The organism is Rhizobium sp. S96 (genome assembly GCF_030382195.1).
Classification (GTDB): domain Bacteria; phylum Pseudomonadota; class Alphaproteobacteria; order Rhizobiales; family Rhizobiaceae; genus Rhizobium.
In genome coordinates this window covers 227792-243200 of sequence record NZ_JAUDRY010000006.1, presented here as the reverse complement: position 1 = coordinate 243200, position 15409 = coordinate 227792, and the positions used below count along the sequence as shown (strand labels likewise).

10 protein-coding genes are annotated in these 15409 nt (G+C 60.8%); 5 read left to right on the top strand and 5 right to left on the bottom strand.

The window, feature by feature from the left end; translation table 11 throughout:
- Positions 1-2: 2 nt before the first annotated feature.
- Genes QTL94_RS08785 through QTL94_RS08775 form a run of 3 tightly spaced genes read right to left on the bottom strand, consistent with a single transcriptional unit; the run spans position 3 to position 4301 of the window.
- Positions 3-935 (bottom strand): ABC transporter permease, encoded by a 933-nt coding sequence (locus tag QTL94_RS08785; protein WP_289801258.1) that lies wholly within the window; start codon positions 933-935, stop codon positions 3-5.
- On the bottom strand, positions 925-2538 hold the full coding sequence (locus tag QTL94_RS08780; RefSeq protein WP_065692677.1) for a dipeptide ABC transporter ATP-binding protein: 1614 nt from the start codon (positions 2536-2538) through the stop codon (positions 925-927). Before QTL94_RS08780 ends, QTL94_RS08785 begins: the two co-directional genes overlap by 11 nt.
- Before the next feature lie 5 nt (positions 2539-2543).
- Positions 2544-4301 (bottom strand): ABC transporter substrate-binding protein, encoded by a 1758-nt coding sequence (locus tag QTL94_RS08775; RefSeq protein WP_289801257.1) that lies wholly within the window; start codon positions 4299-4301, stop codon positions 2544-2546.
- A gap of 581 nt (positions 4302-4882) precedes the next feature.
- Between QTL94_RS08775 and QTL94_RS08770 the strand changes: the two genes are divergently transcribed.
- The 3 genes from QTL94_RS08770 (at position 4883) to QTL94_RS08760 (ending at position 7702) form a co-directional block, all read left to right on the top strand.
- Positions 4883-6016, top strand: a complete 1134-nt coding sequence (locus QTL94_RS08770) for an LLM class flavin-dependent oxidoreductase (RefSeq protein WP_289801256.1) — start codon at positions 4883-4885, stop codon at positions 6014-6016.
- Positions 6017-6127: 111 nt separating this feature from the next.
- Complete coding sequence (locus QTL94_RS08765) at positions 6128-7354, top strand: GNAT family N-acetyltransferase (protein ID WP_289801255.1); 1227 nt, start codon at positions 6128-6130, stop codon at positions 7352-7354.
- A 126-nt stretch (positions 7355-7480) separates the two neighbouring features.
- Entirely contained in the window at positions 7481-7702 is a 222-nt protein-coding gene (locus QTL94_RS08760) for a hypothetical protein (protein WP_289801254.1), read from the top strand.
- Between the two features lie 37 nt (positions 7703-7739).
- Here the strand turns inward: QTL94_RS08760 and QTL94_RS08755 are convergent, their stop codons facing one another.
- Positions 7740-8234 carry an Lrp/AsnC family transcriptional regulator gene (locus QTL94_RS08755; RefSeq protein ID WP_289801253.1) on the bottom strand — a complete coding sequence of 165 codons (495 nt, stop codon included), beginning with the start codon at positions 8232-8234 and terminating at the stop codon, positions 7740-7742.
- A 128-nt stretch (positions 8235-8362) separates the two neighbouring features.
- Here QTL94_RS08755 and QTL94_RS08750 point away from each other — a divergent pair, with 128 nt between their 5' ends.
- Together QTL94_RS08750 and QTL94_RS08745 are read left to right on the top strand one after the other, a co-directional pair.
- Positions 8363-10750, top strand: coding sequence for a thiamine pyrophosphate-binding protein (locus QTL94_RS08750; protein WP_289801252.1), 2388 nt, complete (start codon positions 8363-8365; stop codon positions 10748-10750).
- A gap of 232 nt (positions 10751-10982) precedes the next feature.
- Positions 10983-12188, top strand: coding sequence for a DUF3422 domain-containing protein (locus QTL94_RS08745; RefSeq protein ID WP_083199535.1), 1206 nt, complete (start codon positions 10983-10985; stop codon positions 12186-12188).
- 95 nt (positions 12189-12283) lie between these two features.
- Here QTL94_RS08745 and QTL94_RS08740 read toward each other — a convergent pair whose 3' ends face one another.
- The gene (locus tag QTL94_RS08740; protein ID WP_158007286.1) at positions 12284-15145 is read right to left on the bottom strand and encodes an IPT/TIG domain-containing protein; all 2862 of its coding nucleotides are present in this window, start codon (positions 15143-15145) and stop codon (positions 12284-12286) included.
- Positions 15146-15409 lie beyond the last annotated feature (264 nt).

Here is a 15409-nt window from a genome sequence, read left to right as displayed (position 1 = left end):
GACTAGGAGCGCCTCTGGTGCGGATCGAGCACGGACCGCAACCCCGCACTCAGCGTATTGAAACCCACCACTGTTAGGAACAGCGCGAGGCCCGGACCGGCCAGAAACCATGGCTGGTCCTGATAGAGTGAGGTCCTCTGTGCTTCCGCGATCATATTGCCCCAGCTCGGCACCGGAGCCTGGATGCCGACCCCCAGAAACGACAGCGTCGCCTCGGCTACGATGTTGGCTGGAAGCTGCACTGCCCAATACACGAGCAATGTTGGAAGGATGTTCGGCAGAATATCGAGAACGATGATCCGTGCCTTCGACGCACCGACAACCAGTGAAGCCTCGACCATCGGGCTTGTTCGCAGCTCCAGCACCAGACCTCTGCTCAGGCGGGCAAAGTAGGTCCATGAGAACAATGTGATCACAAGGATGACAACGAGGATTGGCGATATCAGCGGCAGGCCCTGATCGCCTCGATTGAGGGACAGGAGGCTGAGGGCGGTTACGACGAACGGAAACGACATTGCCACGTCGATCGCCTGGCTGACGATGCGGTCCACACGGCCCGCGAAAAATCCACTTATGGTTCCGATGATGGTTCCGATGATCATCGCGGCCGTCGTTGCTGGAATTCCGACAAGCAGCGAGACCTGCGCACCGTAAAGCGTGCGGACAAACACATCGCGTCCGTTTCCGTCGGCACCGAGCAGAAACGCCAGTGACGGGCCCACCGGCAGCCCCATCTCATCGAGCGCCACATCAGGAAACTGATCGGTAGGTCCATGCCCCGACAAGAACGCGGCCAGCGGCGCAAGGAGGGCCGCTGAAAGCATCAGGATAACGATGCTGGCGCCGATGCGTACGCTGCGCTCGCGCCACAGCAATGCTAGAATGTCGCCGGCCCAGTTACGAGGGGCGGGCTCTGCGATCACGTCAATGGCCATACGAAGCCGCCTTGGAGATGAAGCTTTCCGACTGACGTTTGCGACCCGGCATCGAGGCGAGCAGTCGTCTGGTGTATTCGTGTTCCGCGCGTTCGAAGATCCGTCTTGTCGGACCGGCCTCAACGATCCGGCCCTTTTCCAGCACGATGACGCGATCGCACAGCTCGCCGACCACGCCGAGGTCGTGGGAGATAAACAGGAACGAGGTTCCAAGCCGATCGCGCAGACGACGTAGAAGTTCAACGATCTTTACCTGGGTGGTGATGTCGAGCGCCGAAACGGCCTCGTCGGCAACGACGAGGGACGGTCGGGATGCGATGGCTCTCGCAATTGCAATGCGCTGTCGCTGGCCTCCTGATAGCTGCGAGGGAAAGCGCGACAGCATGTCTTCTGGCAGTTCGACGTCGGCCAGCAGTTGCCGGACCATCTGTTTCAGCCGGGCGCGGTCTCGTTCGCCTGCGATCACGAATGGGTCAGAGAGAATGGCTTCGATGGATCGCCGGGGGTTGAGGCTTGCGTAGGGATCCTGGAAGACGACCTGTATTGCTCGGCGCAGATCGTCGGTCAGCGGGCCGACGCGCCCCGGTTTCGCATATTGTTGGCCGGCAAGTGCGATTGTCCCTGCGTCCGGGCGGTCCAGGCCAGCGATCAGGCGACCGATGGTTGACTTTCCCGAGCCCGATTCCCCGACCAATCCCAGTATCTCACCTTTGGCGATCGAGAACGACACGTCCTCGAGAACCGTCTGGTGTGCAACAAAGGACCGACCGAGCCGATTGACGTCGAGCAGGGTCTCCTGCGAACTGGCCGAGACGGACTGTGTGTAGTGTCTCGGGCCGTCCAACCGTGCAGCGCTGAGCAACTGGCGCGTATAGGCATGTGTCGGGCTGGAATAAATCGCGTCGGCAGAGGCGCGCTCGACGACAAGCCCGTCGCGCATCACCGCCACGTCGTCGGCAATGTCGGAGACGACGGCAAGGTCGTGGCTGACGAAGACGAGTGCGGTTCCATGCCGCTCCTGCAGCCGTTTCAGCAGCTCGAGAATGGATGCCTGCACGGTTACATCAAGGGCCGTGGTCGGCTCGTCCGCGATGACAAGGCTAGGGTTAAGCGCAATTGCCATCGCGATCATGACGCGCTGGCGCATTCCACCCGACAGATGCCGTGGATAGTCGCTGAACCGTTGTGCCGGATTGGAAATTTCAACGTCGTTGAGAAGCGCGAGTACCTGCTCGCGTTTCTCTTTTCGACTGATGGAGCGATGAGCCGATATCGCCTCGCCGATCTGATCGCCGACCGTCTTCAGGGGATGAAGATTGCTCAAAGGGTCCTGGAAGACGAAGCCGATCTGCGCCCCCCAGATCTCGCGCAGGTTGGCCGAGGGCGCCCTGAGGATCTCGCGCCCCTGATAGAGGACGCTACCCTTGACCGATGCCGACGCAGGCAAGAGACCAACCGCCCCGAGAAGGCTGGCGCTCTTGCCCGAGCCGGATTCACCGACAATTGCCAGCGTCCTTCCCGCCTCGACATCAAATGACGCACCTCGCACCGCTTCGACGGCGCCAAAGCGAACCTGCAAATCGCGAACGGAAAAGACGCTCATTACGCTTAGTTCTTCACAGCGATATTGGTGATGTCGGCTTGCACCGCCAGCGACGACCACGCCCAGTGCGTAATGCGGTCGGAGGTGATGGCGATCTTTCGCTTCTCGAACAACGGGATCCACGGCAGATCTGCAGAGACGATCTTGTCTGCCTTCGCCCAGATCGGGCCTGGCTCGTCCGAGGGGTAAGCCGCAGCTGCAAGCTTATTCAGCTCGAGATTGCTGTAGCAAATCGAACTGACGTTGCCGGTACCGCACGGCGATGCATCCGAGTTCAGCCAGCCGCCAAGCAGCATGCGGGTGCTTGGGCCCTGCCAGTCGGGAGCGAACTGGCTGCCGAGCGAGATATCCCATCTGCTCTTTGCGTCCTGGATGAACGCGTACCACTGTGTGGGCGGGATCGGGATCAGATTGAGTTCGATTCCGGCAGCCGCGACATCTTCCTTCACGGCAACGGCGATTGCCTCAAACTGTGCGGTGGTACGATAGATGGCGTCGAGCTTCACGCCGTTCGGATAGCCGGCCTTTGCAAGAAGGTCCTTGGCCTTTGTCTTGTCGCCCTTGCTACCCTCCGTCGGATAGGGATCGAAGTGTTCATAGCCAAGGATCGTCGAGGTGATGATCTGCGACAGCGGAACCGCCGCAATCGGACCTCCCTGGACCTGCACGAGGTGCGCCCGGTTTACGGCGTAGGTCAGTGCCTGGCGCACTTCTGGCTTGCGCAGTGCATTTGCGCCGTCGCTCTGGGCTTCTGGGCGGGCATTGAAGGTAATGAAGTTTGCAGCGCCGCTGTTGGACGAGTGCAGCTGTTCTGCCTTCTGCGTCTGGAAGCGCTTGATGGCGCTGCGCGGCGGCGTGTCGAGATAGAGCGAGAGGTCCGCCTCGCCCGCTTCGATCTTCTGGACGATGCTGTCTTCGCTGTTGGCGGTGAAGTCGACGATGATCTCGTCGACATAGGCCTTGCGGGCTTCGTCGCTCTCCGGTTTGAAGTTCTTGGCCTTCTTCAGGACCAGCTTCTGCCCATCCTGATACGAGTCCACGTAGTACGGACCGCTTGACGGGAAGTTCTTGCGAAACTCGGCAGAGTCCGGGAAGTACTTCGACGCGACCTCGGGCGGCAGCGGCGAGACGAAGTTCATCGAAAGAATATTGAGGAAGTCGTAGTTCTTCGTGTCGGACTTGATGACGAGCGTCTTCTCGTCGGGCGCACTTACGCCTGCGATTTCATGGCTGTCGATGAATGCCTTGGTGGCTGCGAGGTCGCCGGTCGGAACCTTGGCGAACGCCTCGCAGTAGGCCTTGAAACCGGAAATGGCGAGGTTGAAGTAGTTGATTGCCGCGACCTGCTTGTTGGGATCGCAGAAGCGCTTGATATCGTAGACGAAATCGCTAGCAACGATCTTGCGCTCGATCGGCCCGGAAAAGAACACGTCGTCCTTCAGGTGGAAGGTATAGGTCCTGCCGTCGTCGGTAATATCCCATGACTTTGCGAGGTCGGGAACGAGCGTCGTGTCGTCCTTGATGTCCTTCGGCGAGCCTGGGTAGGTGACGAGCTGGCGCGTGACCGCGCGAAGAACCTCCCAGGAATCAGTGCTGTAACCCGTCAATGGATCGAATGCGTCGAGATCCGCCTGCAAGGAGGCAATCCGCAAGGTGCCTCCGTACTTGGGTTCGCCGGCCGAGGCCTGCGACGAAAGTGCAGCACTTATCGCAAGCGCAGAGGCTGCCAGTCGTGTCGCAGAACGGGAGAAGGAATGCGTCATTGGTGAGACCTTTATTGATAATATCTATAAGGTTTATAGATATTCGGTGCGCGGAAAACGGTGGAAACTTCCAAAGTTCGGTTCCGCGAAGAAAATATTCGGCTGTTTTCAATGCCGGCCGCGAAACAACGCTGCTGGTCAATCGCTCGAGAATGAGTCACCAGATGCAGCGAAGAAGGCGCGTCGACGGAGCCTTGGAGGCGCAAATCATTTCCGGTCGGCGCTTTGGCGGCAGAGGATTTCGCCACGGCGCCGGAAATTAGAATGAACGTGCTGCGCTTCTAGTGTCGATCTATAGCATATCTATGAATGATGTAGATTAATGTGGGATTCGGTAGTGAGCAGGCGGGCCTTTCGACCAATTGCATTCTGTGCGGGCGTGCTCATCCACCTGCCGAAATCCGCATCCGCGTGCGCCCTTATCGCCTCCGTGCCGAAATGAACCGGCAAGAGCAAAAGGCGTGCGTCCCTTCCCTCTCGCCGAGAAACAGTATGAGTGACACCACCAATGCCAGCGCCTTTCCTTCGTCTCTCCTCAGACGGGCCCATTGCCTCATGGGCAGCAAGCGGGAGACGGGCGCATGAGCGGCAATATCCATCTGCATTGGTATCTGCCGACGAATGGTGACAGCCGCGGCCTGACCGGTTCCGGCAGTGACAGCCACATCATAGATTTTGCGGGTGGCCACAGGCCACCTACCCTCTCTTATCTCGGCGAGGTGGCAAGGGCCGCCGAAGCACAGCCGTTTCACGCCGTGCTGACACCCACTGGCACTTGGTGTGAAGACGCCTGGATCGCAACAGCGGCATTGTCCCGCGAGACGACGCGGTTGAAATTTCTCGTCGCTTTTCGTCCGGGGTTGATTTCGCCAACCCTCGTCGCGCATCAGGCGGCGACATTCCAACGCGTGACGCAGGGCCGATTGCTGCTCAATGTCGTCACCGGCGGCGATCGCTTCGAGCAGGCGCGTTTTGGCGATCATCTCGACCACGATGCGCGTTACGAGCGCACGGCGGAATTCATTCAGGTGCTTCGCGGCGCTACGGATGAAAGCAGGCAGGAGCCCTTTTCCTTCAAGGGAAAGCATTATGATATCCGCGATGCGCGCATCAGCGCCGATCCATATGGGCTCCCGGAGATCTTCTTTGGCGGGGCGAGTAGCGCTGCGACGGAGGTCGCGACGTCGCACGCCGATGTCTACCTCGTCTGGGGCCGTCAACCCGAGCTTGAGGCGGACAATATCGCAACGCTGAAAGCCCGGGCTGCCGAGAAGGGCCGCCATCTGAAGTTCGGCATTCGCCTGCACGTGATTTCCAGAGACACCGAGAGCGAGGCCTGGGCAGTCGCAGACAAACTCCTCAGCTGGGTTTCTCCGGAGCAGGTTGCCAAGGCGCGTGACCTTGCATCCAAATCCGAGTCCGTTGGGCAGAGCCACATGTCGGCGCTTCTTCAGGGGCACGACAGCCTGCCGCGATCGGCACGCGACCTGCAGATCCATCCGGGTGTCTGGTCAGGTTACGGGCTCGTGCGCGGCGGCGCCGGCACAGCTCTCGTCGGAAGCCACAGCCAGGTCGCAGACCTCATTCAAGCCTATCACGACGCGGGTTTCGACCATTTCATCTTCTCGGGCCAGCCGCACCTCGAAGAGGCATGGCATTTTGGCGAGGGCGCCGCCGCCCTTCTGAAATCGCGTGGCCTTCTGGCTCCCGTTTAACTGAAATCTCAAGGACCATTCGATGTCATCCGGCTTCGCAACGCCCAGAACCTACGATTTCCACGCAGACACTTCCCAAGTTGACCTTCTGTGCCGGCGGGAGACATCCAGATGACCGACCGGATCGCGAACGTCGAGGTTCGATCACTTGCGGGCGACGAAGGACGTCGCCAGGCCTTCGCTCTGTTTCGGCAATCCATGCTGGGCATCCCCGATATCGCGCGCTCAAGCGCCGATGCCGAAACCGCATATCTTGCAGGCGGTGAGCCCCTTGGTGGGTTCATCAACGGTGAGCTCCAGGGCGTGGTCAACGGCTACGACAGTGCTGTCGTGGTGCCAGGCGGCAATCTCGTCAGCCATCTGGCCGTGACCCATGTCGCCGTCTCGCCTATGCACACACGGCGTGGGGTAGCCCGCCATCTCCTGACCGAGCAGTTGCGCCGTGCGCACCGACAGGGCTTCGTCGTGGCAGGCCTCCGTGCCTCGGACGCCCGGATATATGGCCGATATGGCTATGGCATTGCGTCCTGGTCCGTGCGCCAGGAGGTTGACCTCTCCAATGGCGGGCAGTTCTTTCCGGAACGTCGCGGCGATGTGAGACGCGTTGACGCCCTGGCAAGTTTCGACCTGTTTCGCCGGATCGCCAAAAACGCGCCCGCCTCGCGCGCTGCAACGCTCGTGCGCTGGGATGCCTGGTGGACGATCCAGGAGTTTCGAACCAGATTGTCTTCTGTCCCGCACTATGCGGTCGTCGTGGGATCAGAGGGAGCCGAACGCGGGTATCTGAGATTCCATGTCCAGCCGTCCGACAATTGGTTCACCTCGCCGCAAAGAACCGTGATCGTCGATGATTTCATCGCGTATGACGGCGATGCCTGGCGTGCATTGCTGGGCCATGTCCTGTCGCAAGATATCCTGCACAAGGTAATCCTGCCGTCGCGTCCCGTGGATGATCCGCTACCGGTGCTCGTCGACAATCCACGTGCCGTTCAGACGTCGGAACTCCGCGACGAGAGCTGGATACGGCCGCTGGACCTGGGAAAATTCCTGAACGCTCGGAAATTTGGCGGCTCTGACCGCGTGGTGATCCAGATTGACGATCCGCTGATCGCGGCGAACCACGGCGTCTGGTCCATCGGGGCAGATGGCGCCACGCGATCCGATGAGAGGCCGTCATTGAAACTGTCGGTGGAGACGATCACGGAACTCGCGTTTGGGGCACAGCCCCCGACGGCGCTTGCGGCAGCAGGCCGGGTGCAGGCAGATCAGGCGACGATCGAGGCACTGAGCCTCCTGTTCGCAACGGATCTGAAGCCCCACTCCGGGATCTCGTTCTAGTGCGTGGTGGCCCTTCGCAGGACGTGCAATTGCGGGTCGTTGGCCTGTGGCATCATTCAGGTGAGGCGCGCCGAGAGGGAATCAGATATTTCCTCACTTATTGAACGTGCCGTGCGAGCTTGAGATATGCCAGCCCCTATTGAACCCATCGCCGACCTCGGCCTGATCAACTCGGCGCTCAAGATCCTGTGCCGCGAAGCTGGAATCGAGCGGGATCGACGCGAGGTCTTGCAGGTGGCGACCTTGCTGATGTCCCTCTGGAAGCAAGGCGTTCGCGACCAGAAGACCATTGTCGAGCTTGCCAGAAATACCCTGGCAGAGGCGGCGTCGCTTCGCCGGAACGCGTGATGGCGAAGCGAATGACGGGCAATTGCCGAATTGGGACCTAGATCCTGATCTTGCCGCGCAGATGATCCGTCGGAAGCGCCGTGGTGTACTTGATCTGCCCGAGCGCGAAGCTCGATCGAATGCTAGCAACCCCCTCGATGATCGTCAGACGGTCGATCACCAGGGACTGGTACTTCCTGAGATCCTCGACAACCACGCGCAGGAGGTAGTCAGATTCACCGGTCATCAGGTAGCACTCCATGACCTCCGGCATCGAGCGGACTGCTTGGTCAAAAACCTCAAGCGAGGCTCGGTCCTGCTGCTTCAGGGAAATATGAACGAAGACGTTGACGGCAAGTCCAAGGGCTTGGGCGTCGACCAATGCCACCGTCCCCTTGATGACCCCATTCTCCTTCAGGTCGTTGACACGCCGCCAGCACGGTGAGGCCGAAAGACCCGCGGCGGCCGCGAGTTCGGCCGTGCTCAGGTCCGCATTTTGCTGAAGGAGATCCAGGATCTTGAGCGTTGCCGCGTCAAACGCAATTTCCGGCATGAAATACCTCTTCGATCTGTCGTTGGGGTGAAGTTGACCGAGAAAAGAGCTTTTCTCAAGTGAGAAAGACCAAAGTTTCCCCGGTCACTATGCTAGCTTTCCGTCATTGTTCTGGAGGAGGAGCATCAATGACGAGTGCCTTGTCGCGGGAAGACCTGCGTGTCCTGAAAGATCTCGAACAGCAGGTCCTGTGGCATGCCTGCTGGATGATCCACAACGCCAATCACATTCGCGAAAAGGGCGAGGTGAAGGTTGGCGGGCATCAGGCGTCGTGCGCCTCGCTGGTATCGATCATGACGGCGCTCTATTTCCATACGCTGAAGCCGCAGGACCGGGTTGCGGTGAAGCCGCATGCCTCGCCGGTATTCCACGCCATCCAGTATCTGATGGGCAACCAGACACGCGAGCAGCTGGTCAATTTTCGCGGCTTCGGTGGAGCGCAGTCGTACCCGAGCCGCACCAAGGACATTGACGACGTGGATTTCTCCACCGGTTCTGTCGGTCTCGGTGTCGCGATCACCGCCTTTGCCTCGATCATTCAGGATTACATTGCCACCAAGCCTTTCGCCACGGCGCGCCCGAACGGAAGAATGGTCGCTCTCGTTGGCGATGCCGAACTTGACGAGGGCAATATCTACGAATGCCTGCAGGAAGGCTGGAAGCATGACCTCCGCAACACCTGGTGGATCATCGACTACAATCGCCAAAGCCTTGATGGCATTGTGCATGAAGGATTGTGGAAGCGGATCGAGACGATTTTCAAGTCCTTCGACTGGGACGTGAAAGTTCTGCGCTACGGCGCAATGCAGGAGGCGGCCTTCCGCGAGCCCGGCGGGGAGGCATTGCGCGACTGGATCGACCGCTGCCCGAACCAACTCTACTCGGCGCTCGCCTTTCAAGGTGGCGCGGCATGGCGCAAGCGCCTCAACGACGAGATCGGCGATCAGGGAGATGTCAGCCGCCTTCTCAGCGCGCGGACCGACGATGAGCTCTCCGCGCTGATGAGCAACCTTGGGGGCCATTGCCTCGATACGCTTGTCCGCACCTTCGCGGAGATCGATCACGATCGCCCGACCGTGTTTCTTGCCTATACCATCAAGGGCTGGGGCACCCCGCTCGCCGGCCATAAGGACAACCACGCCGGCTTGATGACGAAGGCACAGATGGAGCACTTCCAGGAGCGTGTCGGCGTGGCGCCGGGACGGGAATGGGAGTTGTTCGGGGCGATCGACAATCCGGCCCCTGTGAAAACCTACCTGGAGTCGGTGCCGTTTTTCGCGAAAGGCCCGCGGCGCTACGCCTCGGCCAAGATCGGTTCACAGGGCCCGGTCTTCCTTGATGATCGTGAGCTGTCGACGCAGGCGGGGTTCGGAAAGATCCTCGATACCATGGCGCGACGCGACGATGATCTCTCGAGCCGCATCGTGACCACAGCCCCCGATGTCACCGTTTCGACCAATCTCGGTCCGTGGGTCAACCGCCGGGGGCTTTTCGCGCGTGCCCCGCGAGCCGACACCTTCCAGGACGAGAAGGTGCCATCGACGCAGAAATGGGCCTTCGGACCCAGCGGACAGCACATCGAACTTGGGATCGCCGAGATGAATCTATTCCTGCTGCTCGCTGCTGCAGGGCTCTCGCATTCGCTGTTCGGAGAGCGATTGATCCCGATCGGCACGGTCTACGATCCCTTCATCGCACGCGGGCTCGATGCGTTGAACTACGGCTGCTACCAGGATGCGCGCTTCATGATCGTCGGCACGCCTTCAGGGGTCACGCTGGCGCCAGAGGGCGGCGCCCACCAATCCATCGGGCAGCAGTTGATCGGGATGAGCCAGGATGGACTTGCAAGTTTCGAGCCCGCCTTCCTCGATGAGCTGTCGATCATCATGGACTGGTCTTTCGACTACATGCAGCGCGAGGGAAAGAGCGATCACGACCCGCACACATGGTTGCGCGACGAGGCCGGAGGTTCCGTCTATCTTCGGCTGACAACCCGCCCGCTCGAACAGCCGATGCGACGGGATGGGGCGCCGTTCCGCACAGGTGTCGTCGACGGAGCCTACTGGCTTCGCGAGCCCAGTTACAATACGCGACTCGTGCTCGCCTATCAGGGCTGCGTGGCGCCCGAAGTCCTGATGGCGGCGGGCCGGCTTGCGGAGCGACACCGTGACGTTGCGGTGCTGGCGGTGACGTCGGCCGACCGGCTGAATGCCGGCTGGACTGCGGCTCAGCGGGCCCGTCGGCACGGCTTCGCTCAGGCCCAGAGCCACGCCGAACGGTTGTTGGCACAGGTTCCCGAGCATGCGCACCTGATCACGGTCACGGACGGGCATCCCGCCACGCTCGGCTGGCTCGGCTCGGTGCAAGGCCACACCACCACCAGCCTTGGGGTCGAGCATTTCGGACAAACCGGTACGATCGCCGATCTCTACGCGCATTTCGGGATAGACGCGGCTTCCATCATGGACGCTGCTGACGCAGGCGTACGTGGCCGGCGTTTGCCGACAGCAGTATAGGTCGGCCGACTTGTGCTCCGCATGGACGAGCGGTCGGCGAGGCTGCTCGTCCATGGATGACGCCAATCCCCGTTGAAGTCTGTCACACCGGGGTTAGCCAGGCACCCGGGTTGCCACCCCGCGCGAACTTTTCGATGTAGTGTGGGTGACATGGGGTCGCAGCGGCTAAAAGATTTGGCCAACCGATCCCTGTCTTGCTAAGCGGTCTGATGTAACGTTGGGGGCGGATCAGATGTCTGAGAATTTCAATTCAGAGCTACATGCTCGACCGTCGATCTATTTCAATGGTCCGGCGCTCGTCGAGCACATTGCTCTCATGCCGGTTGAGCGATCGGGGCTGCATGAAACGGCAAATGCGGTCGCATCCACGGTCGGCCAAAGCGAAAAGATTCACAGGCAGGTCGAGTATCATACGGAGTTTGTTACCCTCACCGTTGTCAGGGAGCTCGACACGGAAGCCACCGAGTGGCCCGGTGAAAGCCTTTCGCTGTCAGAGGCGCAGCGGCTCGCCGGCGCACCAGGGGCCGAGCTCGTCTGCAGGACGTCAATTCTTGTCGCCGGTCCGGCTCCTTCGAACCTCGGGCAGACTCTGAGGGCCTTTGGGTTTGGAGATACCGCAGCCTCGTCTGTCGGGGGCGGAGCTGCGCAGATATGCTCAGACTTTCGCGTGCGGGCCGATCAAGCAAGCCGCGTTATCCTGTTCAACAAGGACTTGAACGCCTATCGGCTGGGTAGAATGGTCCGGCGGATCTATGAAATCGAAACCTACCGCTCGATGGCGCTGCTTGGACTGCCCGAAGCGCGCCGGCTTGCGCCGCGGCTCGACCGGTTCGATTCGAAGCTTGTGGAACTGACAGATCGCAATGTGGCCACGCCCTCGTCCGAGCACAAGGCGCTGCTGGATGAAATCACCGCGCTCTCGTCGCAGATCATTTCGGCAACTGCGGCAACACGAAATCGCTTTGGCGCAACGGCTGCTTACGCGCAGATCGTGGAAGAACGCATTGCGGAATTGCGCGAAACGCACGTTGAAGGGTTTCAGCGGTACGGCACATTCGTCGCACGCCGGTTCAAGCCCGCAGTTCGCACATGCGCAGCCACTGCAGTGCGCCTGGACAAGCTATCCCACGCGACCATGCATCTGATCGATCTCCTGCAGACGCGGATACAAGTGGAGATCGAATACCAGAACGCCGTTCAGATCCAGGCCATGGCCGATCGCGCAGCGACGCAGGTGAAGATTCAAAGGGCCGTTGAAGGCTTTTCGATCATCGCAATCAGCTACTACCTCCTCAGCCTGCTGAAGACCGGCTTCGAGACCTTGGACCATGCCGGCTATCACCTCAGCCCGCTGATCATGCTGGTGTCGATCCCGATCGTGATCTGCGCCGTGTTCATCGCGGTGTGGCGGGTCAAGCATGCACTTGAAACGGCGTAGAGGCTCACGCGCTCATCGTTTAAATCGGCTGATCGTCCGCACATGCCGCCGGCGGTGAAATGTCACTGTGTCACCGCCTCGGTTCGCCCTGCGCGTCAGAACCGTTTGCTTGCGCCGACCCGACCGCCTGCGGATTTTTCACCGTCACCCTCGATGTCGAAAAGCAGGCTTGCTTCAAGCATCCACATGTCCATGGTCTGCAGGGTCAGACCGGCGGTGGCCGACCCGAACGCGCCGGAACCGTCGAGCCCGGAGAAGCCTCCGGTCAGGCCGAGCTTTGGCGTCAGCGTGGCCCCGCTTTCGAGTGTGAAGGATCGCGCGATTTCGGCTCCCAGGCTGAGGCGGAACTGTTCCTCGTCAAAGCCGTCAATCGTGAGCGCGTCGCCGCCGCTGTTCCTGACGGTGTAATCATCCACCTTTTCGGAGAAGTAGACTGCCCGAAGCTTCGGCGTCAGTACGGTGTCCTCGTCAAGCGTCCACTGTCCCTCAAGCGAGGTGTCAATCATCCAGCGCTGCGTGTCGAAGGTACCGTCCCAGAATGCCGTGTCGATATCGTTGGAGGAGCCACCGTAGAGCATGCTGGCATTCCAGAAGACGTTCTTGCCCAGTTCGAGCGAGGCATAGGGACCCGCAAGCCACCCGTTGCCGGTCAGTTCGGCGTCTTCGTCCGTCGGGTCCGTCGTTCGGTCGTAGTGGAAAGACAGTCCGACCAGCGCCTTTTCTGATAGCAGATAGTCCGCTCCGAGGTTGAGAAGGGCGAAGCTGCCCCATTTGCTATCGCTCCCCTCCCCGCCGCTGTGTGCGAGAAACGCACCGTCGATCCAGATATTGAACGGAGCCTCAGCCGCATCCGGATCGCCGCCGGTCGCCCTCAGCTGCGCGAAGCTGGTCGAGAAGCCGACGGTCAAGCCGTTCTCGGAGGGCATCATGCGGGCGCTGACGGGATCCGTTGCCTGTTCCATCTGTCGGCGTTCCAGCAGGCCGGGAACCTTGATTGACGAAGAGATCATGTTCTGGCGCGCCCGCACGAAGTCATGCACGAGCTGGTCGATCTGCGACGCGACCTCGGCCGGATCATAGCTGAGATTGTAGGTCACAAATCCTGAACTGGAAGCGCCGGAGGCATTGGTTAGGGTATAGCGAACGCGGACTTGTCCGGAATAGGCGGGGTTGGGCGTGAACTGCAGATACCAGCCGACCGGCGTAACCGGCCCGGCCTGGGCAACAACGCCGCGAACAATGGCCGTGGTGCCTGCATTGGCAGGTTCCACCGAATTCACATTTGCGGAGACGAACGGGCCGCCCGTCGCACCGCGGTTGAGATAGACATCAGGGGGCGTTGATCCGGCTGGGACGTTCACGACTTTGTCTGGGGCGGTGACCTCGTTGGGCTTAACCTTCAGAGTGTAGCTCGCGACCGCGATGGCGCCGGTATTGTCCCTTGCCTGGATGGTGAAGGAGTAATCTCCTTCGCTGCCGGCTGCCAGCGGTCCTGTGAGCGTTCCGGTGGAGATGTTCAGCGTCAGGCCGTCCGGCAAGGCTCCGGATGCAAGGCTGTAGATCACCGGCGCTACGCCGCCTGTCGTCGTGATCGGCTGGCTATAGTCTTCACCGGCCATCGCCTCGGTCAGCGCTCCGCCCGCAGGCGACAAGGTTATAGCGGGGGCGGAGACTGTAATCGTCACCGTCGCTGGTGCGGATGTGCCGGTGGCATTCGTTGCATGGTAGGTGAAGCTGTCCGAACCGGAGTAGCCGGTCGTCGGCGTATAGGCGATCGTGGTTCCAGACACGCTCGTCGTGCCGTGCGATGGCCCTGATGCAACGGCAATGGATGTGGCAGCGCCGCCCGAAAGATTGAGGGTGATAGGGTTGGCAGTCGAATTGGCTGCTACCGTGGCGTTGACGTTGCCCGCCAAGGGCGCGGCCAGATTGGACGGCGTGACCGAGTTCGATGCCGCCGACGCTGCGCCCATGCCGGTGCTGTTGCTGGCTGTCACGGTAAAACTATAGCTGGTGCCGTTTGCGAGCCCCGCCACGGTGATCGGGCTTGCCACGCCGTAGCCCGTGATGCCGTCCGGGTTGGACGTGACCGTGTACCCGGTGATCGCCGAACCGCCGTTGGTTGCCGGCGCCGTGAAGGTAACGGAGGCCTGTTCATCGCCCGCCGTAGCCGTGCCGATCGTCGGTGCGCCGGGCACTGTTGGAGCGCTAAAGGTGTAGCCGTTGCTAAGTATCGCACTGCCACCCGGGGTGGTGACGGCGACATCGACAGCACCAGCTGCGTGGGCGGGCGTCGTTGCCGTGATCAGCGTAGGGCTGTTGACCGTGTAGCTGGTTGCTGCGGTTCCGCCGAAGGTCACGGCGGTGGCGCCCGATAAGCTGGTGCCGGTGATCGTAACCGACGTGTTTCCCGCCGTGGTGCCGGAGGCCGGAGAGATGCTGCTCACTGTCGGAGTTGCAGGAATGACTGTAATGGTGACCGTGGCGGCGGTAGACGTGCCGAACTCATTGGTCGCTGTGTAGCTGAAGCTGTCCGGGCCGGAGTAGCCGGGCGCCGGGGTATATGTGATCGTGGTTCCCGATGCAGTTGCGGTGCCGTGGCTTGCGGCCGACGCCACAGCGACAGAGATCGCCGTGCCGCCCGAGAGGTTTAGCGTGATCGGCGTGGCCGCGTTCGCCGGGACCGTCGCGGTCACGTTCGAGGCGATGGGCGGCCCGAGGTAGGTGAACCCACTCGTCAGTGTCCCGCTGCCAGCTGGCGTGGCGACGACAATGTCCACGGAACCGGCCGCGTGGGCGGGTGTCGTTGCGGTGATCTGTGTGGCGCTGTCAACTGTGTAGCTTGTGGCCGCGGTTCCGCCGAAAGTGACTGCTGTCGCGCCAGAAAGGTGAGTGCCGGTTATGGTTACCGACGTGCCGCCGGCCTCATTGCCAGTAGCTGGTGTAATTCCGCTCAAGATTGGTCCAGGAGCGGCGGCGCATGTGGCCGTCAAGGTAACCGTGGCGCCGCTAGATCCGGACCACGGGTAAATATTGTAGTAGTTTCCTGCCGGTTCCGGAACAGTATAGGATTGCGATAGAGAGATTTCACGACCCGCCCCGGCATATTCCTCATAGATTATGGTGTGTTCGCTGTCTTTGTAGATGGCGAATCCACCGCCCATGTACTTATTCGAGTTGTAATCATTTGTGCTCCCCGTAGTTTGCACGCTGTAATTGAT